Annotated in this window: 32 protein-coding genes and 1 tRNA gene; 3 read left to right on the top strand and 30 right to left on the bottom strand. The window is 52.9% G+C overall.

The window, feature by feature from the left end; all coding sequences use genetic code 11:
• Positions 1-44 precede the first annotated feature (44 nt).
• Positions 45-2003, bottom strand: a complete 1959-nt coding sequence (gene speA / locus MCON_RS13395) for a biosynthetic arginine decarboxylase (protein ID WP_013720479.1) — start codon at positions 2001-2003, stop codon at positions 45-47.
• A gap of 267 nt (positions 2004-2270) precedes the next feature.
• Between speA and MCON_RS13390 the strand changes: the two genes are divergently transcribed.
• Together MCON_RS13390 and MCON_RS13385 are read left to right on the top strand one after the other, a co-directional pair.
• A complete protein-coding gene (locus tag MCON_RS13390) occupies positions 2271-3380 on the top strand; it encodes an RNA-guided endonuclease InsQ/TnpB family protein (RefSeq protein WP_048132530.1) in 1110 nt (369 codons plus the stop codon).
• Between the two features lie 66 nt (positions 3381-3446).
• Positions 3447-4472, top strand: a complete 1026-nt coding sequence (locus tag MCON_RS13385; RefSeq protein WP_013720477.1) for a deoxyhypusine synthase — start codon at positions 3447-3449, stop codon at positions 4470-4472.
• A 10-nt stretch (positions 4473-4482) separates the two neighbouring features.
• Here MCON_RS13385 and MCON_RS13380 read toward each other — a convergent pair whose 3' ends face one another.
• The 20 genes from MCON_RS13380 to MCON_RS13285 all read right to left on the bottom strand — a co-directional run bounded on the left by MCON_RS13380 (position 4483) and on the right by MCON_RS13285 (position 14834).
• A complete protein-coding gene (locus MCON_RS13380; protein WP_013720476.1) occupies positions 4483-5052 on the bottom strand; it encodes a hypothetical protein in 570 nt (189 codons plus the stop codon).
• A gap of 54 nt (positions 5053-5106) precedes the next feature.
• On the bottom strand, positions 5107-5292 hold the full coding sequence (locus tag MCON_RS13375) for a CooT family nickel-binding protein (protein WP_013720475.1): 186 nt from the start codon (positions 5290-5292) through the stop codon (positions 5107-5109).
• A gap of 21 nt (positions 5293-5313) precedes the next feature.
• Positions 5314-5388, bottom strand: a tRNA-Arg gene (locus MCON_RS13370).
• A 10-nt stretch (positions 5389-5398) separates the two neighbouring features.
• Entirely contained in the window at positions 5399-5761 is a 363-nt protein-coding gene (locus MCON_RS13365) for a prefoldin subunit beta (protein ID WP_013720474.1), read from the bottom strand.
• Positions 5758-5985, bottom strand: coding sequence for a KEOPS complex subunit Pcc1 (locus tag MCON_RS13360; RefSeq protein ID WP_013720473.1), 228 nt, complete (start codon positions 5983-5985; stop codon positions 5758-5760). Before MCON_RS13360 ends, MCON_RS13365 begins: the two co-directional genes overlap by 4 nt.
• Entirely contained in the window at positions 5982-6392 is a 411-nt protein-coding gene (locus tag MCON_RS13355) for a Brix domain-containing protein (RefSeq protein WP_013720472.1), read from the bottom strand. Before MCON_RS13355 ends, MCON_RS13360 begins: the two co-directional genes overlap by 4 nt.
• Complete coding sequence (locus MCON_RS13350; protein WP_013720471.1) at positions 6392-6529, bottom strand: DNA-directed RNA polymerase subunit P; 138 nt, start codon at positions 6527-6529, stop codon at positions 6392-6394. Before MCON_RS13350 ends, MCON_RS13355 begins: the two co-directional genes overlap by 1 nt.
• Before the next feature lie 3 nt (positions 6530-6532).
• Entirely contained in the window at positions 6533-6814 is a 282-nt protein-coding gene (locus MCON_RS13345; protein WP_013720470.1) for a 50S ribosomal protein L37ae, read from the bottom strand.
• 15 nt (positions 6815-6829) lie between these two features.
• Positions 6830-7606, bottom strand: a complete 777-nt coding sequence (gene rrp42, locus MCON_RS13340) for an exosome complex protein Rrp42 (RefSeq protein WP_013720469.1) — start codon at positions 7604-7606, stop codon at positions 6830-6832.
• Positions 7599-8351: an exosome complex exonuclease Rrp41 gene (gene rrp41 / locus MCON_RS13335; RefSeq protein ID WP_048133357.1), complete on the bottom strand. Its 753-nt coding sequence runs from the start codon at positions 8349-8351 to the stop codon at positions 7599-7601. Before rrp41 ends, rrp42 begins: the two co-directional genes overlap by 8 nt.
• A 5-nt stretch (positions 8352-8356) precedes the next feature.
• Positions 8357-9022, bottom strand: a complete 666-nt coding sequence (rrp4, locus tag MCON_RS13330) for an exosome complex RNA-binding protein Rrp4 (RefSeq protein ID WP_013720467.1) — start codon at positions 9020-9022, stop codon at positions 8357-8359.
• Positions 9023-9040: 18 nt separating this feature from the next.
• A complete protein-coding gene (locus MCON_RS13325; protein WP_048132528.1) occupies positions 9041-9739 on the bottom strand; it encodes a ribosome assembly factor SBDS in 699 nt (232 codons plus the stop codon).
• 2 nt (positions 9740-9741) lie between these two features.
• On the bottom strand, positions 9742-10515 hold the full coding sequence (gene psmA / locus MCON_RS13320) for an archaeal proteasome endopeptidase complex subunit alpha (protein WP_048132526.1): 774 nt from the start codon (positions 10513-10515) through the stop codon (positions 9742-9744).
• Positions 10487-11026 (bottom strand): Rpp14/Pop5 family protein, encoded by a 540-nt coding sequence (locus MCON_RS13315; protein WP_013720466.1) that lies wholly within the window; start codon positions 11024-11026, stop codon positions 10487-10489. Before MCON_RS13315 ends, psmA begins: the two co-directional genes overlap by 29 nt.
• Positions 11023-11700, bottom strand: coding sequence for an RNase P subunit p30 family protein (locus tag MCON_RS15375; RefSeq protein ID WP_013720465.1), 678 nt, complete (start codon positions 11698-11700; stop codon positions 11023-11025). The genes MCON_RS13315 and MCON_RS15375 overlap by 4 nt, the downstream gene beginning before the upstream one ends.
• Positions 11697-12113, bottom strand: coding sequence for an RNA-binding domain-containing protein (locus MCON_RS13305; protein WP_013720464.1), 417 nt, complete (start codon positions 12111-12113; stop codon positions 11697-11699). Before MCON_RS13305 ends, MCON_RS15375 begins: the two co-directional genes overlap by 4 nt.
• Positions 12110-12697, bottom strand: coding sequence for a 50S ribosomal protein L15e (locus MCON_RS13300; RefSeq protein WP_013720463.1), 588 nt, complete (start codon positions 12695-12697; stop codon positions 12110-12112). Before MCON_RS13300 ends, MCON_RS13305 begins: the two co-directional genes overlap by 4 nt.
• A gap of 117 nt (positions 12698-12814) precedes the next feature.
• Positions 12815-13657, bottom strand: a complete 843-nt coding sequence (locus MCON_RS13295; protein WP_013720462.1) for a hypothetical protein — start codon at positions 13655-13657, stop codon at positions 12815-12817.
• Positions 13658-13700: 43 nt separating this feature from the next.
• Positions 13701-13973: a winged helix-turn-helix domain-containing protein gene (locus MCON_RS13290; RefSeq protein WP_013720461.1), complete on the bottom strand. Its 273-nt coding sequence runs from the start codon at positions 13971-13973 to the stop codon at positions 13701-13703.
• A gap of 396 nt (positions 13974-14369) precedes the next feature.
• A complete protein-coding gene (locus tag MCON_RS13285) occupies positions 14370-14834 on the bottom strand; it encodes a hypothetical protein (RefSeq protein WP_013720460.1) in 465 nt (154 codons plus the stop codon).
• Positions 14835-14976: 142 nt separating this feature from the next.
• On the opposite strand from MCON_RS13285, the gene MCON_RS13280 reads away from it, so the two are divergent.
• On the top strand, positions 14977-15651 hold the full coding sequence (locus MCON_RS13280) for a YkgJ family cysteine cluster protein (RefSeq protein WP_013720459.1): 675 nt from the start codon (positions 14977-14979) through the stop codon (positions 15649-15651).
• On the opposite strand, the gene MCON_RS13275 is transcribed toward MCON_RS13280, so the two are convergent.
• The 9 genes from MCON_RS13275 to prf1 form a co-directional block, all read right to left on the bottom strand.
• Positions 15648-16343 carry a phosphoglycolate phosphatase gene (locus MCON_RS13275; RefSeq protein WP_013720458.1) on the bottom strand — a complete coding sequence of 232 codons (696 nt, stop codon included), beginning with the start codon at positions 16341-16343 and terminating at the stop codon, positions 15648-15650. The two genes, MCON_RS13280 and MCON_RS13275, sit on opposite strands and share 4 nt — an antisense overlap.
• 16 nt (positions 16344-16359) lie before the next feature.
• A complete protein-coding gene (locus MCON_RS13270) occupies positions 16360-17103 on the bottom strand; it encodes an MBL fold metallo-hydrolase (RefSeq protein ID WP_013720457.1) in 744 nt (247 codons plus the stop codon).
• Positions 17104-17127: 24 nt separating this feature from the next.
• Entirely contained in the window at positions 17128-17463 is a 336-nt protein-coding gene (locus MCON_RS13265; protein WP_013720456.1) for a cupin domain-containing protein, read from the bottom strand.
• 767 nt (positions 17464-18230) lie between these two features.
• Positions 18231-18929 carry a ribose-5-phosphate isomerase RpiA gene (rpiA, locus tag MCON_RS13260; protein ID WP_013720455.1) on the bottom strand — a complete coding sequence of 233 codons (699 nt, stop codon included), beginning with the start codon at positions 18927-18929 and terminating at the stop codon, positions 18231-18233.
• A 52-nt stretch (positions 18930-18981) separates the two neighbouring features.
• Positions 18982-20592, bottom strand: coding sequence for an O-phosphoserine--tRNA ligase (gene sepS, locus MCON_RS13255; protein ID WP_013720454.1), 1611 nt, complete (start codon positions 20590-20592; stop codon positions 18982-18984).
• A gap of 41 nt (positions 20593-20633) precedes the next feature.
• Positions 20634-21260: a translin family protein gene (locus MCON_RS13250; protein ID WP_013720453.1), complete on the bottom strand. Its 627-nt coding sequence runs from the start codon at positions 21258-21260 to the stop codon at positions 20634-20636.
• 30 nt (positions 21261-21290) lie between these two features.
• Positions 21291-22067 (bottom strand): sugar phosphate isomerase/epimerase family protein, encoded by a 777-nt coding sequence (locus tag MCON_RS13245; protein ID WP_013720452.1) that lies wholly within the window; start codon positions 22065-22067, stop codon positions 21291-21293.
• Positions 22060-22560: an RNA-binding domain-containing protein gene (locus MCON_RS13240; RefSeq protein ID WP_013720451.1), complete on the bottom strand. Its 501-nt coding sequence runs from the start codon at positions 22558-22560 to the stop codon at positions 22060-22062. The genes MCON_RS13245 and MCON_RS13240 overlap by 8 nt, the downstream gene beginning before the upstream one ends.
• 5 nt (positions 22561-22565) lie before the next feature.
• Complete coding sequence (gene prf1 / locus MCON_RS13235) at positions 22566-23807, bottom strand: peptide chain release factor aRF-1 (protein ID WP_013720450.1); 1242 nt, start codon at positions 23805-23807, stop codon at positions 22566-22568.
• Positions 23808-23950 lie beyond the last annotated feature (143 nt).

The following is a 23950-nucleotide window of genomic DNA, read 5'->3' as shown; positions in this document are numbered from 1 at the left end:
CAGGAACTTAAGATTATTGCCACCTGGGATGCGGCAATGGCTTTTCAGCCTTTCAGTGCTTCAGGACGCCGCTGACCCAGATCCCTTTCCGTCTCTTTCTTCTTCTTCTTCGACTGCCGCGGGGGACGGGTGATGAAGTAGGTATAACCCTTGAGGGTGCGGTTCAGCTCTGCTTCGATCTGCTCCAGCTCTCGCTTGCGGATGCTCTCTTTTCTGGTCACGCAGCGGTCCATGATCTCCCAGATGTAGTCCTTGGTCTCGTAGTTGAAGAAATCCAGCAATTTTTTGCAGGTGTCGCCCTCCACCTTCTGGCAGATATACCACTCGCCATCCTCTGCCATGACATGCACCTCATGAGCGCAGCCCAGAAGGTTATGAAAATCTCCCAGGGTATCCTGATATGCTCCCAGGAGGAAGATGCCCAGATAATAGTCCTGGTTCTCCAGCAGGGGATGCATCTCCAGGTACTCCAGGCCCTCGCTGTCTCCAGCATACCTCTTGATCTCCCCGTCTGAATCGCAGGTGATATCCACGATCCTGCCCCGTTCGCTGGGCATCTCATCCAGGCGGTGCAGAGGAATGGTTGGGAATATCTGTTCCACCCCCCACATGTCTGGAACGGACTGGAAGAGAGAGAAGTTGCCGATATACTTCTGGCTGACCAGCTTTTTCAGCTCTAAAAACTCATCGGACTCGTCCCCTGCCTCCTTGGCCAGGAATGCCGCCTTTTTGCAGACCATCCAGAATAGGGTCTCGCCCTTAGCCCTCTCCTCAAGGCCGATGTTCCCCAGATTGAAGGAGTCGTAAAGCTCGTCTCTATACTGCAGAGCATCATGGTAGTGCTCCTTGTAGTTATCGATGTTGATCTCTTTGAAGGCGCTGCAGAGGTCATCGATCTGCATGGGTGCCTCATCATCCGGGGGCCGGAGAGGGGAGCTTTTGGCGTTCTTTCTGCCGATTATCTTGAAGATGAGCATGCTGTGGTAGGCGGCGATGGCCCTTCCACTCTCGGAGACTATGGTGGGACAGGGGACCTCCTCATCATCACAGATCTTCTGCACCGTATAGACGATGTCGTTCGCGTACTCCTGCAGAGAATAGTTGGCGCTGGAAGGGGTAGCGGTGTTCGAGCCGTTGTAGTCCACAGAGAGGCCGCCGCCCACATTCAGATACTCGATATCTGCCATCTTTCGCGCTTTGGCATAAACCCTCGCAGCCTCGTTCATTGCGTTCTTGACCGTCCGGATGTCGGTGATCTGCGAGCCGATATGGAAGTGGAGCATCTTCAGGCTGCTAGTAAGCCCTCTCTCCTCGAGGATTCTCATCAATTCCAGGGCCTCGCTGGTAGAGAGGCCGAACTTGGCAGACTCCCCACCCGACTCCACCCACCGGCCGGAGCCGCGGGCAAAGAGCTTCACCCTCATCCCGACTCTTGGCACCACGCCCATGGCATCGGCGTACTTCAGGATGTCGTAGATCTCCTCGAAAAGGTCTACCACTATGATTATATTGTTCAGATTGTGAATGCTCAGGGCGAGGCGGAGATAATCCTCATCCTTGTAGCCATTGCAGATCAGGGGAGCATATCTTGGCAGGCCTAAAGAGAGAGCGGCCAGTAGCTCTGCCTTGGTTCCCACCTCCATACCGATCTTATGCTTGGCTCCGTATTTGATGATATACTCGATGACCTCTTTTCTCTGGTTGACCTTCATGGGAAAGATGGGCTGATAAGTGCCGGAATAATTGAACTCCTCTATAGCTCCCATAAATGCGCCTGTGATCTCATCTATCCGGTCCTCCAGCATCTGGGGAAAGCGGAGGAGGACGGGGAACTCCAGATCCCTGGATTTCTCTATCTCCTCAATGAGATCCATGATATCCACGGATTGATACAAATTCTTATTGGGAAGAACGACGACATTTCCCTTCTCGTTAACAGAAAAATAGCCGTTCCCCCATTTTTCTATTCCGTAGAGCTCAATAGAATCCTCAGCTTTCCACATAGATCTCCGCCTTCTTCATCTGCTGTCTGCCCCCAGATCCCTGTATGCCTTCATCTGCTGCCATCCCCTGCCTGCCAGTCAAAATCACAATCATCTAGCATTTAGACTCTGCATTCTCGTGATGCGGAGCCCGTTCTCTTCGAACCTTGCTTAAGAGATCCTATAGGTATATAATACTTCACCTCAATTCGGCAGGAGCCCCCGTCCTTCAGGGTGGGGAGGAATGCCGAAAGTTCTATATGTATATGGATCGTTATTATCTATGCAATGATGCAAACCCTCAAAGTCAAACTGGATACCTCGGCTGAAAATAACCGTGCGCTCCTTGAGACTATGCATCAGTTCAACGCCGCCTGCAATTACGTGGGGGAAAAGGCTTTTGAACTCCATACAGCCAACAAAATCGAATTGCAGAAGATTGTTTATCGTGATATTCGGGAAATGTTTGGCATCTCTGCTCAGATGGCTGTTAGGGCCATATCCAAGTCCTGCGAAGCCTACAAGAGAGATAAGTCCATTAAGCCCAAATTTGATCCCAATGGAGCTGTTATCTATGATCAGAGAATCATGTCCTGGAAGGGACTCGATAGGGTATCCTTGCTGACGCTCGATGGCAGAATTAAGCTGCCTGTCGTGATCTGTGATTACCATGCTCCAAGGCTTGACAGAATCCGAGGTCAGGCCGATCTCATCTTCCAGAATGGGACATTCTATCTTTGTGTTGTGGTAGATGTTCCCGAGCCAAAGAAGTCTGTTCCTCAAAATGTTCTTGGTGTTGATCTTGGAATCAAGAATATTGCAGTAGATTCTTCGGGTGAAGAGTTCTCTGGTGAGAAGATTGAAAAGGTTAGATCCAAAATCGATAACCTCAAAGCCGATCTTCAGAGCTGTGGAACAGATAGCGCAAAACGTCATCTGAAGAAGCTTTCCGGTAAAGAAGCTAGGTTCCATAGAGACGTTAATCATTGCATCTCTAAGAAGCTGGTTGCGAAGGCCATAGACACCTCGTCTGCTATCGTGTTGGAAGATCTTTATGGCATAAGAGAGAGGATAACGGTTCCAAAGGCTCAGAGGCGCAAACAGCATAACTGGAGCTTCTATCAACTCAGGCAATATATCGACTACAAGGCTGCCATAGCTGGTGTGCCCTTGATCTGCATTGATCCTGCTTATACTTCCCAGGAATGCCCTATCTGTCATCTTATATCTCGATCCAACCGTCCTACAAGGGACGAATTTTCGTGTGTCTGCTGCGGCTTCTCTGGTCCGGCTGACACAATCGCAGCGCGGAATATTGCGGCAAGGGTATCAGTCAATATGCCCATCGTGGCCCGACTTTTTGCGGAGCTACAAGCCCATCCCTTCAGGGAGGGGTAGTTGACGAGTGGATAATCTTTAAGAGTCTCCAGTCCGATTTATAACCAGAGGCTGAAGAGGGATAGAATGGAACATAGTCACGGTCATGATTTGATATGCAATAAAGAGAGGACGACGATCCCCATGAAGGACCGGGGCGTCGCTGAGCTGGTTGGAGATATGGGCAGGATGGGCTTTCAGGGTGGCCAGCTTGGCGCATCTCTGCGCGTCTGGGAGAGGATGATGGACGAGGATGTAACCATCTTCCTGGGACTGGCGGGAGCTATGGTCCCAGCGGGGCTCGGGGAGTTCATTGCATATCTATTGAGGGAGAGGAAGGTTGACTGTCTGGTAAGCACTGGGGCCAATCTATTCCATGATCTGTGCGAGGGATTGGGGATAATTCACTTTCGGGGGAGCTCGTGTGCTGACGACGCCTACCTGAACGAATGCAAGATCGACCGGATATACGATGTATTCGTCTCGGAGATCGAGTTGCATAAGGCAGACAACTACATATCGGATTTCGTTAAGGGCTTAGACCAGGACCGCCGCTACTCCTCCCGCGAGCTGATGGAGATGGTGGGCAAGGGGCTGCCCGATACCACCATCCTCGGTGCTGCCCATAAAGCTGGTGTCCCCATATTCGTTCCTGCTCTGGGAGATAGCTCCTGGGGCATTGGGATGGTTATTGCCCTGCGCGAAGGCTGCAGGGTTTTGGTCGATCAGATCAAGGATGTGGATGAGATCACAAGGATAGTGGAGAGGTCCGCCCAGACTGGTGTGATATATATCGGTGGCGGGGTCCCCAAGAACTTCATCCAGCAGACCGAGGTCATAGCGGAGCTCATAGGCAACTACTCCGGAGGGCATAGCTATGCCATTCAGTATACCGCTGACTCTCCCCATTGGGGAGGGCTATCAGGCTGCACATTTGAGGAGGCGGTCTCCTGGGGCAAGGTGAAAAAGGAGGCAAGCAAGGTGCAGGTCTTCTCCGATGCCACCATCACTGTGCCCCTGGTGGTGCAGGCATTGCAGGCATCGGGCCATAGGAGAAAGAGCTATCCGGTTTACAACTGGCGCGAGGGAGATCTCGAGCTGAACTACAGGTAAAAAAAGATTTTCAGAGGCCTGTGGCAGAAGCAAGCTGCAGGCTCTGATTTTTATCATTGTTGCCTTCGACCAGTACCACCAGATCTAAATTGTTCCAGAGATAAATATATTTGTAGCTGTTGCTATTTTGGATGTGTCTTATCTCCAGAGCATCGTGGTCGTTGATTGTGGCATTTCCGAATATCTTAAGGCCTCTGGCGATCTGATCGGCGTAATCCTCCTGGGACCTGAAGTTATTGATGGCTGCTAGTGCCTGTTCCTGATCAGGCAATCGGATATATGTGACCTTGGCATCATAGGGCTGGCCGCCTTCCTTGGCCTCCCATTGATATATTCCTACAGAGATATTGATCGGCTTGATCTCTTTTTCTCCATAGAACTCGGTTATATAATCGGTCATATTCACATTGGAGTCCATCTCAGGGAGGGCAGCCAACAGCTCGAATCCATCCGGCAGCATCGTTTTTGGAATATCCGGATTGCCTTCAAGGGAACCAGTGCTATCCTCTGCCAGGCAGCCCATTATCGATGCTAAAAGCAGGGATATGGACAGCACACAAATGGTCTCAATTGGTCTCATAGCTTTTCTCATCCATTTTCAAGTCCATAAGCTTTATGAGCCGAATTGGGATCTTCATCCGATTATGGTGGCCGATTGGGACATTATATTCACTTCGGAGATCCTTCCCTCAACTTCCATGGAATCGCCGAATATGCCTTCCAGGATCACCTTGCCGTCATGGACCATCAGTCTGACCACGCTCTCCATGACCTTTTCCCGGACTCCACCTTTCAGGGTATAAACCGTCAGTTCGCACATATATCCTCAAAAAATATAAAACGGACCCGGCGGGATTCGAACCCGCGACCCCCGGGTTAGAAGCCCGGTGCTATATCCTGGCTAAGCCACGGGTCCGCGAGTTTGTTTAGCCGCCCTTGGGCGGCATCTGACCTAATGACTGCTTAAGCTGTTCCTGAAGCTGTGTAAAGCGCCCTTGAATGCGCTCTTCTTGCTTTGCCATCGTCTTAAGCCTGATATCCATCATGTCCTTTCTCTCTTTCAATTCCTCAGTCAGCTTCAATTTGTCCGCTCTGAATAGAAGTTCGCCGACGCTCTTGTATATAACAGCGTCGTCTGCGCTCTTCTCCAGCTCTTTTAGCGCTGCTTCGGTCTCTCTGATCAGACCCTCTATCTGGGTCTTCTGAGTCATAACAGCCTGAGCCTGCTGCTGAAGCTGCTGAAGCTGAGCCAACTGGTTTTGTATCTGCGGAGGCAATTCGCCACTCATAAACTCACCATCTCAATTGCGATCTTGACCAACCTTATCCAGGTATTTAAGGCTGCCCGAAGGGAGACCACATCCTCGCCCAGGATCTTCAATCGAACAAAGCCAGGTCCTTCGACCAACTCGATATTCGACCGGTGGATCTCATCGTTCAACTCCGGTGCCAGCGCCTCATAGATCTCCTGGGAATGAGGCGTCTCTATGACCAGCTCTGTCCAGCCCTTCATAGCCTCAGACTGAACCTGGTCGCGCCTTCATCCATGAAATCTATCCTGCCAGATGCCACGGAAATCGTTCTCGCCTCTGGATCGGGAAGATGCGACCACCTCAGCTCAAAGAACTGAGCAATCGCTTTTGATTCAGTCGACCGTCCCGTAACCACAGGCACATCCTTCTTCAGCCGTCCCGCCAGCGGCTCGCCCAGCAGCCGAAAGGCAAGCAATTCTTCTCCTGCTATAGAACGCTTGACCAGGCCCCGGGGGTTGCCATGATCCTCCACCACCACCAGCCAGGTATCCTCTCCTCCAGAGCTATGCTTTCCCCGGTTGAGATAGGGGACGGAGAGGAAGGCCGCTAGCGCCCGCCCAAACCTTCTCGCTTTGGAAGAAGGGTCTCGCGCGGTGGTGACCAGCATCAGACGGCTTTCATCTTCTTGACCGTGGTGGGCCGCTCCTTCATAAGGATCCTATGGCCGCAGTAAGGACAGCGTATGCCGCTGTACTCGTAGTCAATCTCCACGATCTTCTTGCATCTGGTACACTTGTAGGCCATCCTTTAATCCGCCTCAAGGCTCTTCTTGAGAGACCGCAAGACAGAGCGGCCTAAAGAGGTCTCGGGCAAAAAGGACCCGCCTGCGAAGGTATATCCACATTTTCTGCAGCTCCATATGGCTGTGCTTGTCCTTTTTACCTTATTCCTTCCACACTGGGGGCAATCATAAGAGGCCTTGCTCTTCTCCTCCAGATCGGCCACGAGCTTCCTCGACTTGCGGCCGTATCTCGCGCCAAACCTGGCTGCCGATCTGCTCTTCTTTCCCTTTGTAGTCTGCTTTGCCATGATCTTTACTTCCGTTTAAGCTTCCAGAAACTTTTCCCGGATTTCTTTCGCCTTCTCACATGCTATATCAATGATGCGGTAGACCTGCTCTGGATTCAGCATTCCTGTGCCGCTCTTCTGCATTCCGCAGATATCTCCGTTTGTGGTGGTGATGACTGTGAGCTTGGTGTTGGCTATCGCCTCCTCTTCCACTCCGGGATCGAACATCAGCACATCGGAAAATTCAATCGCGGTCGTGGCTATGGGAATGTCCCTTATGGGCAGGATATAATCCTCGCCCAGGCCAAACCTGGATGCAGGTACCTTGGTGCATAAAAGGGCAGATATTGCCCCCAGCGAGGCTGCATCGAGAATGTTTCCGCAGTCATCCAGAATATGCACATCGATGAACACTATCCAGACCTTCTTTCCCGGCTCGATGCAGAGAGCTTCAAGGTCCACCGCCTTCGATTCGCGCACCCCCCGATCCACCAACCGGGCCAGCTCGATTCCCACCTCATTGGGCGGCCCAGGCTCGAAAGAGGGCGAGGCCAGGGGCACAAGCTCTGCATTGGTGATTATGACTCCCCGGTTGGGAGAATCCTGGAAGGGCTCTCCGGGCTGCATCTTCACTCCTACCAGGACCTGGCTGGATCCCAGCTTCACCAGAGCGCTTCCCTCAGCCTTGCGAATGACATCCCTCTCAATAGAGATCTCCCGGTATTGATCGAATTTCCTGCCATCGATCCTCTCCCCCTTGATAAGGAGATTGTATATGAAATCCTTCTTGATCTCGGAGATGACGCTACTCACAGAGATGCACCTCCTCTCGAGCTGAGTCTGTTGAGATCTGGCTATACTTTGCCACTAAAGCCCTCCGTTGCAGCTCATAGATGTCCTTTGCCCCTTTCATGGCCATCGTTACTGCTTGTCCGAACTCGTCCGGCGTCAGGTTGCCATCCATCTGCATCAGGGTGATATCGCCATTGGGGGTCATGGCGATGGGCAGATCGGCCTGTCCGAAGTTGTCCTCCTCTTTCATTGGGTCCAGGACAATGGTATCTCCTACCTTTCCTGCCGCACAGGAGGATATCATGCTCTTCATAGGAATTCCCGCATCCGCAAGAGCTACAGCCGCAGCATTTATGCCCGCGGTCCTCGTTCCTGCATCCGCCTGAAGAACCTCCACGAAGACGTCGATCACCGAACGGGGGAAAAATGAGGTCAGGATCACCGGCTCCAGCGCCTCCCGGCTCACCTTGGAGAGCTCGTAAGACCGTCGATCCGGCCCGGGACGCTTTCTCTCCTCCACGGAGAAGGATGCCATGTTGTATCTGTAGCGCACGATGGCTCTCGTTACCTCCTGCAGATGTCTGGGGTGGACCTCTCTGGGCCCATATACTGCAGCTATTACCTTATTTCCTCCCATCTCGATGTAACACGAGCCATCAGCTCTGGCCAGGATCCCCACCTCTATCTTCACCGGCCTGAGCTCGTCGGCTCGCCGGCCGTCCAGGCGGAGTCCGTCTTTGAAAAATGATATATCATTCTCATCCATAGCGATCAACTTCTGGCCTCTTTCTCTGCCTTAAGGAAGCTCACAATCCTGTCCGTCAGGCCATTGGTATGGGCTTCTCTCTCTATCAGGGCAATCGTCTTGAGTGCCAGATCCGTATCGTCTGCACAGCCGTTGATCCAGATTCTGCCGTTCTGGCCAACGAATATGCTGCAGTTTACCTCTTTTTTCAGCATGCTGATCATGGAGCCGCCCTTGCCTATCAGCCTGGGTACCCGGGTATGGCTGATCTCTATGACCTGTCCTGTCCTGATCGGGCCCAGCTTTCGGTCGTTTAAGGTTAGCTCCACCTTCATCGTGGGGTCCACATCCTTTACCCGGGTCATAATCGAGCTGCCGATGCGCAGATATTTAGACATCTCATCCGATTCGATCCTCTTGGGAAACTCCGAGATGTGCAAAAGCCCGTCATATGGCGAATTGATGTCCACGATCCAGTTGGAGAAGGTTATGTCCTTCACCACTCCTATGACATTATCCCCTGGCGCAGGCATATACTTTCCCGCCAGAGGTATGACATTTATCTTATCCCTGTAGTTCGCAAGTCCGTAAAGCAAGGAGTAGACGCTTCCATCTTTAATGTAAGTCCCCTCGCCCGATCTCTTGGCATCCTCAGAGAGAAGATCACCTGGTACTACCACCTTGCGATCCATGCGCTTCCTACTCCATTCTTAATGCTTAAGAAGCTTCGTCTCGGCCTCGCCTTTAGTTAGCCGGTTGACCAGGTCGTAAAACTCCGTCTGCATGCCCGCAGGTATCTGAACCACGCCGATCCAGGCGCCGTTGTTCTGCCAGGCTTCCCGAGTTAGTCTGCCAAAGGCGGAGATCTCTCCGTAGGCCTTGGGAGCAAATTCAGGCGGAACCTTGACCGCCACCTCCACCTCCTCGAATCTTATGGGAATGAGAGGACGAATGGCCTTCATCACTATCTTGACCAGCTCGTCGGTGGATTTGGTGGGATCGATGTTGACGCGGGCCTCGGTCATGGCCTGATCGATCCGGCCTGGTGGATGAGGGGTTTTTGTCTGGGGATTGATGGCATTTCTGGCAATGACCTCAATGACCTGCCGCCTTTTGTTCTCCAAGAACCTCTTCCTCTGATCAGCGGTAAGGCTTATCTCTCCTTTCTTGATGATGACGGGAGCGATGGAGAGGGGATCAGTGGTTCCGAAGGCCTTTTGCAGATCTTCTTCCGGGCTTCTGTCTCCCCGAGAGGCATTCTCGAAGACATCCTCCACCGCCAGGATGTCTTCCAGGTTGACGCTATCGCCTCTCTTCAGGGCAAGCGCTCCGTCCGGGTCTACCAAAACCTCAAAGGTGGTTCCGTGGGTCTTCAGCCTGGCAGGTACTGCGTCATCCAGTCTGACCATCCTTATGCCTCTCCTTCCTCTCCCTTGCCTGGTTCGACCTTATTGGAGGCGACTATTGCCTTCATGCGTTCTACGTAGTCGCTGACCTCTTTCTCTGTCAACTTATAAAATAGCTTATCAGAGAGCTTGATGATGCCGATCTCAGTGGTTGATGCCTCCACCTTGCCTTCAGCTGCTCTGTGAAGAGCCTCCAAGCCCAGGAGGACCGCCTCGTCCATGGTCAGGTCTTCTCTGTACTTCTCCTCGAAGACCTCCATCACTGAGGATCTGCCTGCTCCGATGCCTGTGGCTTTGTACTCCAGCAGAGCTCCAGAGGGGTCGGTCTCAAAGAGCCGGGCCCTGTCCTCTTCTGCGCCGATGATGAGAAGGGCGGTTCCGAAGGGACGCACACCGCCGTACTGGGTGTACTGCTGCTTGAAGTCGCAGATCTTCTTGGCCAGGGCCTCAACCCCTATCGGCTCGTCATAAACCAGGCGGTTGATCTGGCTTTCAACCCTGGCCCGGTCAATCAGCACCCTGGCATCGGCTACCAGGCCAGATGTGGCTGCGCCGATGTGGCTGTCAATTTGGAATATCTTCTCAATCGATTTGGGTTCCATTAGCCTGCTAGTGATTCTTTTATCCACCAGCACAGCTACGCCGTCCTTTACCTTAATGCCTACTGCCGTAGTTCCTCTACGGACTGCCTCGCGGGCATATTCAACTTGAAATAGTCTGCCATCAGGGCTGAATACAGTAATAGCCCTATCATAACCCATCTGCGGTGCCATCTGCATCCTCGTGTCCTCCACATAAATCGAAAGAGGTCAGTCCCAGATATCTGGTATCTGAACCTCGGGTCCATTCGCTGTCATCTGGACAGAGATCGACCTCTAGGCCTTGGGTGCGAATAATGCACCCGGAAACTTCTTTCAGCTCGATTCTTCTTCTGTCGCAATCACCGTTTATTTTACATAGACGTGGTAAATACTTTTCTGTGGCCGATTTAATCGTCCCCGAGACCCCTTTTGCCTGCAGAGCCGCTCTAGTTCCCTGGATGGAATGAATTGAGGCTAAAGTGGCCCTGGCCTGGTCCATGTGCTTATGATGAAAGCGCAATATGCCCTGGCGGCCATCGAAGGAGATCAGATGGAGCCTGTTTTTTGCGCTGCCGATATCGCCGAAGAGGGTATGCTGGCTGGCTATGATCTCTTTGATCAAATCCTTGCCCTCTATCTCTCCTTCTGCCTCCAGCTGGAATATCATATATCTCCTCCTCATCCGGAGGACGGGCAGTCTGCTTCTCAAAGTAGCTCTACCCCCGGGGAAGGCCAGCATCTGCGATTCAGAGCCATGATATCACCGGCCAGGGACAGGGCCCGGCAGGCCTCCTGGTGCTCGAAGCCCATCACCTCCGCCAGGGCGATGATGTCACGGGGAGAACGAAGGTCCAGGTGGGACCTGGCCCCGACTGTGAGCAGAAGGCGCAGATCGAACTTGCGTGCTAGCTGCAGGTTCCGTCCCAGTGACTCAAGCCATCTGGAGCGATGCCGACCCGATAGACGAAAGAAAGGACCGAGGTCAAATCCTATTGCCACCTGGTTTAGCTTGGCGGCGCGGGCGGCAGCTATGCCCAGCGGCCGGCGGCTGCTATATGAGGGGATTAATACGTCGACGTTGGGGTCCTCGCTGGCTGTGCGCACCAGCTCCTCCGTTGCAGCCCGAATCAGGAGGAGATGGTATCTCGGCCGAAGAGATGTAATCCTGCTGCGAAGGGATTTGACATCCTTTGCCATCACCTCCGCCCCGATGGCAACCTCAATCCCTCTTATCCTCTCTGCTGCTTCTGGCCGGAAGAGATTGCCGGGGGCTGTGTTGCATATTATGATTCCCCCGTAGCCCAGGCTTTTTGCCTTCAATGCCATGCGGCTGGCGGAGGACGATCCTTCAGGATAGGCTCTCAGGCACTCAAAGTAGCTCATATGAGCTCACTTAGGATCTTGATGGCCTGCTGGCGATTGGAGGGATAGGTCTTGACCAGAGCGCAGATGTCCAGAGCGTCCTTGGATTCCGTCAGGCGGAAGAGGCCTTTGTAGGCGGCCTGCTTGTCCAAGCGAAGATGGAAGTGGCTCGCTCCCTCCAGCCGCTCTGGTATCTCATGGTGAAGGCGAAAGCTGTCCTCTGAGGGCAGCTGCTCATGCAAAATTTGAAAGAAAGCCTGAGCCTCCTTTCTTCTCAGAGAAGCCTCGAGGATTTTGATCTCATTTCCGAAATGGCCTAAAGCAGTCTGGGAGGATATATGGTCCAGAGGGACGAAGATGCTCAGAGCTTCGCGCACACGCCCCTCGTCCTCCGTCACTGCCACAAAGGCCCGAATAGAGATTTTATCGATCACTTACCTCTGCCATCGTGGGCTCTGATGCCGGGCCTGGTCTTCTCAGTGCCAAAGCCCTTGTGCCTCTGGCCCCTGCCCTTGCGGCCAGCGCTGGTCTTGCCACGCACCGCTCTGCCCCGGTGGACGTTGTCTGCGACCCAGCAGAGGTCCTTGTCGCTCTTGATGGAGGTGGAGTGGGGATCTACCAAGATGACCTCATAGAACTTCTGTTTGCCGTCCTCTGCCACCCAGTAAGAGTTCAGGACCTCCATGTTGCGGTACCTTCTGCCCGCTCGCTCCTCGGCGATCCTCTGGATGGACTTGGCCATGGTGATGGTGTTTACTCCCATCTTGCTGGTCTTTCTGTTTCTCTCATAGCGGGACTTTCTTCTGCCGCCCCTTCTTACCTTGACACGCGCCACGATTATGCCCTGCTTGGCCTTATAGCCGAGTGCCCGCGCCCTGTCCAGTCTGGTGGGCCGCTCGATCTTTTGCACTGTGCTCTCCTGGCGCCAGGCCTTGAGCCTGTCCTGCCTCAGCGCGCCCACGTATCCCTCTCGAGGAGAGGACCAGGCATCGCCGATATAGCTGTAAAAAGATCTCATCTATCTTCACCTTGGCCGGTTCGACCTAATGGTCACATTCCGGAACTAGAGGGGGAGAATGGCTGATAGAAGATAAAGGTTTGCCAGGATCGATCATCCCCAATCATTCGTCTCGAGCTATGCCTTCCACTTTATGGTGTTGCCCTTGATCTTCAGCATTCCCCTTTTTTCCAGGGAGCGGGCTATCTCCTCTGCCACCAGGCTGGCGTCAACGCTCATGGTGAATCTACTGCCAACATCAAGAATGCACCTTTCGGCAAAATCCTCGATATCCATCTTTCCCTTCTCTGGGCACTCCAATAGATCCTCCACCACCAATCCCAGAGCCGTGATCAGTTGATACTCCTGGTAATAATTCTCCTGAAAATCCTCATCGATATCCCGGAAGAGCGCTGAGGAGGACTCATCTATGCTGACCACATACATTTTTTCCAGATCCACCTCCAATCGCTCATTGAGCAGAGGATCCTCGGGATCTGCCTCTTGGGATTTCAGATGAATATTGATCACAGGATCATCCAGCAGGTCACCTATTGGCTCACCCGGCTTGATATCGTTGAGATTGTAGAGATCCTTGGCGAAATCCAGAGCCACTATTGAGTATGCCAAGGATTCGAATAACTCATCTCTGGTTTTTTCGTCCGCCTCCTCCAAATCCTTCTCGTTCATCCTCTCTCTCTTGGTTCTCCAATCCGGGTCCAGCTCAGCCAGATACAGATCCATGAGCTCCTCATCATTGGATGCCTTTTCCAGCACGGCCTTCATGGCGGAGATAAATTTCTCATGCCTCTCTAATATTCTGTTCCGCTCTCTAAGCTCGCTGGCTTTGCCTTGCAGAAAGGCCACAAACTCCGATTGGGCAGTGACCAGGCCTTTGACATCCACCTTGAAGCCCGCATCCCTCAGATAGTTGGCGACGCGAGTGGCTTCTTCTTCATAATATTCTCCCAGCTTGAACATAATGCTGGAATTTCAATCATTGCATATGAGGCTTGCTGAAGGTTCAAGCATATGAAAATAGCTTGTCGATCTCGCTATGGAACTGACCGAATACCCGAGATAGCTCCGCTCCTTTAGGGGTGGTGCGGTAGATGACTTTTGAGCCAGTGGGAACGGCCTCCATCAGCCCATTATTCATCAGACTTTCGATGTGGGATTTAGCGCTCAAGAAATTCAGATTTGCCTTATGAATGATCCGGGTCTTGCTCGCGCCATTCATGCATAGCTTCAGGATCTCTGAAGCGATTATGTCATTGGTTCTTCTCTTCTGGTTCATTTAGCTTCAACCTCGCTGCATTGATGAGCCACCTGGAATTAAATAGACGATTACGTTCATTCTGATCAGAACACTGTGCAAATCCATCTTATAAACCATAAAAATCGACAATAAGAAACATCGCGCAGCCAGAATTAATCATACTACTAATTTAAATTAATTTACTTTCTTATTAGTTCCACAATAAATTATAGCACACTCATAAAATATAGGGCTCCTCGCTATTTGGCATGGGTGGACTTGAAGCGGAAATTCTCTGTATCTTTTCACCTCTGTGGAAAGCCACTATTCTTTGACCCAACCACAGAGGCACAGAGGAACAGAGGCCATATTCTCTGCCTGAACTCACCCAGATAATTCAGCGAAGTGCCAAATATAGCACTGGCCTGAATCATATCAGGCCGATACCGAAGCTGCATCTGAGCGGTTGAGACTCTTTTTCATGGTCCCCTCCAATGCGACTCTCATCTCTTCTTTCTGTGTCTGCTCGAACTCTCCATTCTCCAGAAGGTCCTCCATCATGCCGTTCAGAACATCATCCATTATCTCCATCTTGGCATAGAGCCTCTGGCTTTGGGCCTGGTAATAATTGACCTGCAGCTGCAGAACGGGGTTGGCAGTGGCGAGATCGCTATTCAGCAGATCTGAGGCCTCATCTTCCGTCCTCTTTGCCGCATCCTTGATCTTGTTGTACAAGCCCAGCCACAGGAGGATGGAGGAGGAATCGAGCTTCTGCAGCCGGGGCATCATCCTCCCAAACCTCTGGGAGAGCTTGATCAGATCCTCATTGGCAGATCGAATGGCATCCTGATAGGCGGCAAGGCCGGATGCAAGCCGGGCAATCTCTGGATTCTTGGACATCTATATCACCAAAATCTGGATTATCAATCACAGGATGGTAACGCCATCCATCTGGAGAAAGATAAAGGCAAGCCGCGCGGGGCGAAAGTATCCAAGACGGTATTAATAGCAGAAAAAACAGAGAGGGACTGGAAGATCAGAGATGAAAAAACCCAGCGATCGGATAGACCAGGTTCGCAGGCTCTGCCACCAGCTCTGTCGCAGCTCATGCATTGAGGATAAGAGACAGGAACGCCATAAAGAACTGCTGCGGAATCGCGCCCACTGGTCGGTGTTGAAAAAGGCAGAGCAGTTCCGCCAGATAGATCGGGGAGAGAAGGTGCCCTTTGACATCTCCCTCCCCCTGCCGGCCAGAGATGGTGAGGAGGGCTCAAACCAGGGGGTCGAGCTTTTCTGGGAGCGGTTTCGTTGCCAGCAGTGTGGCCTGTGCTGCTTTACCCCGGGAGCGGGACTGCTGCTCGAAAAGGAGGATTTCGACCGGATCGCTGCGAAGATCGGGAAGAGGAAGCTAGAAAGGCTTTCCAGATTTGACAGAGCTCTGGACGGCTGGATTCTCAAGCAGCCCTGCCCGTTTTATGATCATGCCAAAAGAGGCTGCAAGATCTATGAGATCAGACCCCTAACCTGCCGCAAGTATCCTCTTCATCCCCCTCTGGCCCAGCTGCCTTACAATCTGGCGGTGGACGCCTTCTGCCCCGCCGCCCGCCTCTTTGCCAAGGAGACACTGGAGTGGTGGATCATCTGCGAGAACAACTGGGCGAGGCTCTTGGCCAGGATGGAGGAGTCCGGAAAGGCTCCGCCAAAAAAGGATGGCTAAAGGCTGTCTGAGAGCATTTCCTCTTCTATCATATAATCTACAATCTCGGCGAACCCCGCGCCAAAATCCTTTTTGGCCACATAGTCGGAGATCTCCTTCAGCCCCGGGCGGCCATTGCCCACGGAGGCCCGAAAGCCCGCCACCTCGAACATGGGCCGGTCGCTCATGCTGTCTCCAATGGCAGCAAAATCCATCGGGTCCAGATTCAAATGCTGGGCAATTCTGGTCAGGCCTGTTCCCTTGTTCACCCTTCGATCCTTGATGTGCACCGCAAAGGCAGTGTCCACGATATCCACTGGCAGGCCGAGCTCATCCGCACGCCTGACCAGCGCTCCCAGGTCGAAGTTCCTCTCCAGGATGACATCGGTGAAGCGGTACTTGTGCCGGGAGGAGTCGTACTTTTTCAGGATGAACTCCTCCGACAGCCTCAAAAAAGCATCCTCGCAGACCTGCTGATCTGCCAGGATCTCCAGCTCATCCTCGGAGTAGGACAGAACTCCTCCGTTCTCAGCGATGAATATGCGTGGGGTGCCCAGGATAACGGAGACCGTTCTGGAGAAGCAATGGGTGTTTCCTGTGCTCAAAATCACAGGCACAAACAGCCTTTTTATGGCCAGCAGGGATTCCGGACAAAGCACCCGGTTCATATCGGTCAGGGTGCCGTCGATATCGACTGCTATTGCTTTTATCATTGGTTCTCCATTTCCATCAGATCTCCATGATCATCATATCCCATCCCACAATGGTGGGCGCTCCAGATAGCTCTATCACCTGCTGAGCCATCTCGTCCTCATGCCCCTCTGCCTGGGGATATAGATGGGTGAGGACCACCCTTTTCAGATCATGATTGCTGAGCATATTTCCCAGCTTCAATGGAGTGGTATGGTTGGTGACATCGAAGGGCTCGGGAAACGAACACTCGTGAATGAGCAGATCTGAGCCATCGGCTAAAGCTGCCACCCGGGCAGAGGGCTCGGTGTCACCGGAATAGACGATCACCCTCTCCTCCGCTTCCAGGCGATAGGCGAGAGCAGTAACGCTGTGGAGCGCCTCCTCGGCAAAGATGTCAAAGCCCTTGATGGAGAAGGAGTCCATGGCCTTGAGCTCCTGCACATGAGACTCCATCCTCTCCAGGTTTGGATAGGCGGCCTGGAGGCTCTCGAACCATTCTCTCGTGCCCGCGGGGCCGAAGATCGATAATCCCTGAAGGCCGGATAGGTAGCGCCCATTGGCCAGGGCGAGAAGATCGTGGACATGGTCCAGGTGAAGATGGCTGAGCACTACAGTGTCAATCGCTTCTGGGCCTGCTCCCACTTGATCCAGGCGCAAGAGGGTGCCCGCACCGCAATCGAGGAGCAGAGGCAGATCATTCTCTATCAATATCGCTGCCTGAGAGCGGCCGGGCTGGGGGATGCCAACGCCGGTGCCAAGGAGAGTAACTTTGAGGCTCATTGCATTACCTTATGATATTGCTTCTCAGGATCTGATCATCACCAACAGCATCTTGAATCTGCTGATTGCCTTGAGGGCATGGGGCTCGCCCGCAGGCAGGATTATGCAGTCTCCTTTTGCCAGTCTATAGGCTTTTCCCGATATTGTGATCTCAACCTCACCATCGACGATGTTCACCAGGGCGTCAAAGGGGGCAGTATGCTCGCTCAGCCCCTGGCCGATGTCGAAGGCGAAGATGGTAGCCGTTCCCGTGCTCTTGTGGATTATCTCCCGGCTGACCACGGAGCCGTCCTGGTATGCCACCAGGTCCTCCAGCCTCTTGACTCTGGGCGCAGCCTTCTCGTTTTCAGTTTCCGTCATTTTAGTCGCACCTCTTTATGCTCTCCAAGACCGTCGAACAAAACCTTTTCCCACCGTTTTTCATCGTTCTCTGTCCAGGGTCAAAAGGCTTGCCTCATTCTACTCAGCATTCTCCCCTTCAGACCGGTTCCGCTGCGACAGGCAACGAATTCTGGCTGCCGGTCGGCTGTCAATTCCAGGGCGGGCAATATCAGCCGGTCTGATGGCTGGGGAGGTTGAGGATCTATTGCTATGACACAATCAGTAATGCTATAAAATTAGTCTCTTCGTATTGCAGATCTATTCCAGCTCTTCGCTGAATTATCTGAGTGAGTTCAGGCAGAGAATATTGCCTTTTATTCCTCTGTGCCTCTGAGGTTGGGTCAGAGCATAGCGGCTTTCCACAAACTCGAATGATCCTCAGGACAGGGATCATACAAGCAGGATGAAAACTGTGATAAGCCTGGTATCCCTGTTATGCTTGATATGGGCAGTGAAGGCTGCTGCCTCATTGGAACTCTGATTCCAACCCACAAACTAACCATGTTTACCTCTCGTAGACAAGCATGCGTCTTGAACGCGAATGGAAAATTTGTCCCACGAGGGATTGTGTCATCTGCCCATATCAGGACAGCATCAGTTATGGCTAAAGAGTTAGATAAAGGTGGTGGACTGGATATTCACAAGAAGTCGGTTGCTGCTGCGATAGCAAGCGAAATTACCGTTCAGCTTGATGATACGCAGGTCTTTCTTATGAGAAAAGCTCTGCTTGAACTCACCCACATAATTCAGCGAAGAGCTCTTTTAATTCTTTCCATACCTCCCGCCCGGGCGAGATAAAGCTCATCCAAGTTATCGAATATGCCGTGCTCCACCACTCCAGGAATGAGGCTGATCTTGGCCGCAAGAGACCTGGGATCCTCGATGGTCCCGAAGTCCACGTCCATAACGAAATTCCCGTTATCGGTGATCACCGGCCCGTCCTTCCTCAATCCCTGTCGCAGCACCGGCTTGCCTCCCAGTTCCTCCAGCCTCCTTCCTGTTAGCCTAAAGGCGATGGGAATCACCTCCACAGGCACCGGCCAGGTTAGTCTTTCTACAAACTTGGACTGATCGGCAACGATCACGAACCACTTGGCCGAGCAGGATACCACCTTCTCCCGGGTATGCGCCGCTCCGCCGCCCTTGATCACCATCAGGTTTATGTCCACCTGGTCTGCCCCGTCGATGGCCAGATCAAGAACTGGATGCTGGTTTAAGCTGGTGAGCCTTATATTTGATTCTATGGCCAGCTGTTCGGCCTGAAAAGAGGTGGGAACGCCACAAAAGTCCAGATCCTCCTCTCTGACCCTCTCTCCCAGCCTCTTTATCGTCCAGGCCACAGTGGAGCCCGTGCCCAGGCCAACCACCATACCGTTCCTGACCAGCTCTGCCGCTGCCTCACCTGCCGCCTTCTTGGCAGCGGAATTGGATGATGCGTCCTTCATGCTCCTCTCAATTCCCCTTTATTTCCTCTCAAAATTCCCGCAATCCATCCGGTCAGAGCAGCTTGCTCTTCACCGTGGTGAAGACCGGTCCCCTCAGGTCGATCTTGTGCTTGTAGCTGGTGATGTACCTCTCGAGAGCTGGGTGAATCTTGATGTTTATATCCGCCGGGCTTCTCACAATCCTCGCTCTGGTCTCAGACTCATTGCCTTTCATTGCCGCCGCCTCGATCTCATAGGCAGAAAGAGCAGCAAAGGAATCGATGAATCGAATGCCTGTGCTCACTCCCTCATTGAACGCCTCCTCCCAGCGGGAGGTGCGGGGGATGCCCATGACGTTCTGCTTATGGACCACGATCTCATTGAGGGCAGCCGGGCCGCAGAGCTTGGTGTTCTCCTCCGGCTCGACCACCCAGACCTGAATATGCCTTCCGAAGAGCTCTCCCTCCCAGGCAGGAAACTCGCAGGGAGAGGCGGCATCACCATGCTCAAGGCACACCCCGATCACAGATTCGGCTATCGCCTGCCCCTCTGGCGTGCTGGGGGTCATTTCAACAGCGATCATCTGGGCCATCTCCCGGGCAGTGAGCTCCCAATTGGCCTGGAACTGGGGGTAGGAGAGAGCTCTCACATCCTGAGAGTTATGCAGAATCATGGCGATCCGCTCCACTCCCAGCCCCAGGTTCATGACCGGATAGGGGATATCATATTGGGACAGGGCAGTGGGCGAGTAGATGCCGAATGTAGCCACCTCAACCCAGCCGCTGCTGTACTTGGTGGCCGAGCCGACCAGTCCCGGATGATAAGCATAGACCTCGATCTGAGTTCCGGGAACGTAGTACTTGCTCCTCTTGTCATCCGGTCGGAACTGGAACTTCTGGAAACCGAACTGGCTGAGGAGGCCGTCTGCAACCGCCTTCCCATCTTCTATGGATACATCCTCATCCATGATCACACAGCTGGCCGAATAGTAGCTCATCAGGCGGGCGGCATCCTCCGCCTGCTCCCGGCGGAAGCATCGGTCCACAGAGAAGAGTCTGATGGGCAGCCTCTGGCGGTAATGGAGGTTGGAGAGGGACAGAAACCAGCCACTTGTCATATGGCTTCTCAAGGTGCGACTGGTGGCCTCTGCTTTCAGTCCTTTGAACTCCGGAAACACCTTCTCCAGGACAGTGCCTATCAGAGCATCGTGAGCAGAAAGGGCATGAGCGATCTCTCCCACCAGGTCGTCGCCCTCAACCTTCCCCTTTTTGTAGGAATGGAGGATCTGACGGAGCGCCTCCACCTCCTCTGCCGAGAGCTCCCGACCCAGGAGGGCGTTTATCTGGGCGATCCTCTCGTCCGATATGCCGATGTCCGGCCGGGGAAGGCCGGCGAGATAAAAGCACCTGTCCAGAACGGCAAGAGCCTCGGAGCCGAACTGGCGGTAGACATCCTGGGCCTCGACCATCACCGGATTCATGGCCTCATTGAAGCCGAGGCGAATATAGGCCTCTCGTAGCTTCTGAACGGTATCGAAGATAGGATGAACTGAGCCGAAGGAATAGCTATTTCGCGGATATCTCTCATTCAAGGATGGCCGGCCAAGGTACTCTCTTCCTTCCTGCCAGGTCTTATCGAAATCCTTCCGGGCCGCCTCCCGGATCTGATTGGGATCGAACTTCATGACTTAAACTCCATGATCTATTGATTTAAGGCTTTTTGAGTTTATTTTGTTTTAAGAAATAATGATTCCATTCTGGATATCTCCAGGGCATTGGTGAGGTCCCCTCGGGTCCTTTCCAGCATGGACCTGGCAAGATCGCTCTTCCTCCGCAGACCCCTGGTTATAGCATCCGGATAGTCGAATAGCATCAGCAGATAATAGATCTCTTCCATGACCTCCAGGAAGTATTCGCCATCTTTTGCCCTGCCGGAGCGAATGAGGTCCAGAATATGACGGCGAAGCTCACCGCACACGTCGCCCAAACCCGCCAGATAGTTCGCCAATTCCACACCCACCTCAGCCGGGGTGAGGATCTCATTTCTGGTGATGATGGAGTAGACGGAGATGGCCTCGGCGTACTCCTGCTCTGCTCCGTCCACAAAGCCTGCATAGCGTACATCCTGATGGTTCCCTAAAAGCTCCCGGATCTTCTCCAGCTCTTCTGCTGCCTCATCGACCAGCCTCTTTGCCGCGGGAAATTCGTTTCTGTGCATCGATCTGATTGATGAAGAGCACAGGCGTATCACCCTCCGGGAGAGGGACAGAGCCTCCTCGCGAGCCCGGTCTTTGTCATCGAAGCTTCTGAGCAATCCCTCAGAGATGTTCTCAAATGTGGACGGTCCGGACATAATCCCAGTCTCTTATTCCTAAAGAAGATATCATTTCCGGGTATCATCCAGCAGCCTTTTGAGCCTCTTGACCGATCTCTGGCCCTCTTCCAAAGAGCGCGATTCGGTTACTATCCGGCCACTGTAGCCGTTCAGAGCAGCCAGCACCTTCTTCCAGGGTACAGTGCCATTTCCCACCGGCAGATGCTCGTCTCTCTCCCCATGGTTGTCATGGGCATGGATGTGGATCATCATATCCTTAAGCCTCAAAAAATCCTCTACATTTCCATTGGTATTGGCATGTCCCACATCGAAGATGAATCCGAGGTTATCCCGGTCCACAGTCTCAATTATGCCTTCGATCTCCTCCGGGCGCCTCCCCAGGATTGCAGGCATGTTCACCATATTCTCGACTGCCACTCTCATGTCCAGATTCGAGGCATGATCGCAGATCTCCTGGATTCCCTTTATGTTCTGCAGCCAGGCAGCGTCTGGCATATGCATTCCCAGGGGAGAGAAGTGGCCGGGATGAACCACCGCCAGGCGGGCAAAATCGCTTGCCAGGTCCAGGCAGGTCTTCATCTGTCGCACCGTCTCCTCCCATATGGGCTGGTTGACTGAGGCTAAATTCAGGTCCGAGTAGGGCAGGTGAATGGTTATGACCAGTCCTGTCGTCTCTACGATCTTCCTGGCCTCGGGGAGATTTCCCTCAGTCAACCTCTGTCTTCCTTCGTTGACTATCTCCCAGCCGCTATATCCCAGATCCTCCAGCTGGTAGGCCCAGTCAAAGGGCCGGTCCACCAGCTTGCTGGACGAAAAGCTAAACATCCTCCTCCATCGCACCATTTGATGCGCCATCTAACGGGCTATCTATTGCGCTGCTATTTGATGCACTATCCGATGTGCCTTCGAATAAATCGATCTCCTCGACTGCCACTCCATTCTCCGTGACAGGTGCCAGCCAGTCGATGACCCTCTCTGGATCTGTGGCCTGAATCTGGATATGCAATGAACCCAGGGACTCCTCTTGAGGGGGAAAGCTCACCATTCCCATATAGGCTGCCTGCTTGCTGAGCTGAAAATGGATTATATTGCAGCTTCGGCCTCGCTCTAAAACAGACCTGGCAGCATCCAGAATCTCCTGGCTTCTCAGGAGGCGATGCAATCTTCTCAAGGATTGAGGGCCATCATAAGCGTCGATACGATCGGTGCGAATGTCCATTATCAGACCGGGAAAGATGTTCTCAATCGCCAAGACTACCCTATCAACCCTTTCCGTAAGCTGAACGGCTGAATAGACTGTGACCTCGATCGTTCTCATCGCCCCTATATGTGGCTGGTCTTGTATCTGAGGATAGCAGCTATGCCGCCAAAGGCCCGGAAGAGCTGTGCTCCTTCCTCAAATTCAGTAGAGATGATCTTGACCTCTGCCCCGCTCAGCTCTGCCAGCTTGGACAGGTCGGACACTATATCCACCTCTTCCTCAATGGTCAGCGGGCTGGAGCATTTCAAGCAGGTTCCTACCGGCTCAGATGAGCCACTCCTGGTCTGGCTGTCGGTATAGTCGCAACTGCGATTGGTGCAAACGATCTTGGCCCTGGTCTTTCTGAGGTCCTCGGATAGGAGAAGAACATCAACCGCCCCAAGCTCCAGGTTGTGGCGGACCTCCTTTTCCCCGTATGCCGCCAGGCCTTTATCTGATACCAGCTCCTTCATGAACCGGCGCATTATCTCTTTATCCTGGGTGACCTCCAGGTCCGCGAGCTGCTCTTGAGCAGTATCCACCAGCTCATACAGACCTGACTCATCGGTGTAGGAGACATCCAACGCCGCCAGGACCTTTCGCTGCAGCTCATGGTGCAGAAAGCCTCCTTCCACAAACTCCTCTTTGGTGGGAGAAGGCCCACCGATCAGGATTCCTTCAAGGTCCTTGGGATCAATGGGCAGAAATGCGTCATTGGCCGACTCACCTATTCTTTTATAGAAATCGTGAATGGCAATCAGACGAAGCTGCTGGAACCTGTGGCTGGACTGGCCGCCCTTTCTCTGCTTGCCTGGAACGGTAGATGTCAGGGTCTTGAGGGACTCGATATATTTCCCTTTCAATAGGCCAATTGCAGCCTCGCGCCTGTCCAGGACGATGAGACCAAAGGTCCTCTTGTCTGCCAGCATCTCCTCCAAAGGCTCGAGATAAAAGGAGGAGTCGCAGTGATATCTGTAGGTTACTATGGGATCAGGCGGCTCTAAAGCTGCGCTGAAGAGCTCTGTGCGATTGGCCCCTATGTCCACGCTACCGATAAATAGGACGACGCCATTCTCCGGAGGTTTTGGTATGAGCTTGAGCCTGGACATGGCTGACTCGAGGGAGCCCTGGACGCTAAGCCTTGTCACTCTCGACTTTATATTGGATGCTTGCCCGTATTCCTCCCGCAACTGACTGGTAACATCAGATATCTGCTTATCAGGAGGGATATACAGGGAAATGAGCTCTGTGCCCCTGCCCTTCTTGCTCCGGAGGCCGTCAAGAAGACGCTTAAATTCATACCTTTCCTGCGCTGTAAACTCCATTCTAGCCGATCTCCAAAATTGCTCCTGGATCAAGGTATAAAAGGCTTCTTCAAAAGGATTTCGGATGATAATCCTTGATTTGGAGGAAAATTTTTTTCGATTCTGGATTTTCAAAGGGAGGCACCAATTATTACTATCTTAAT

The sequence above is a fragment of the Methanothrix soehngenii GP6 genome (genome assembly GCF_000204415.1).
GTDB classification, from domain to species: domain Archaea; phylum Halobacteriota; class Methanosarcinia; order Methanotrichales; family Methanotrichaceae; genus Methanothrix; species Methanothrix soehngenii.
Note: the sequence above shows the minus strand (reverse complement) of the source record. Positions and strands in the feature narration are given on the sequence as shown.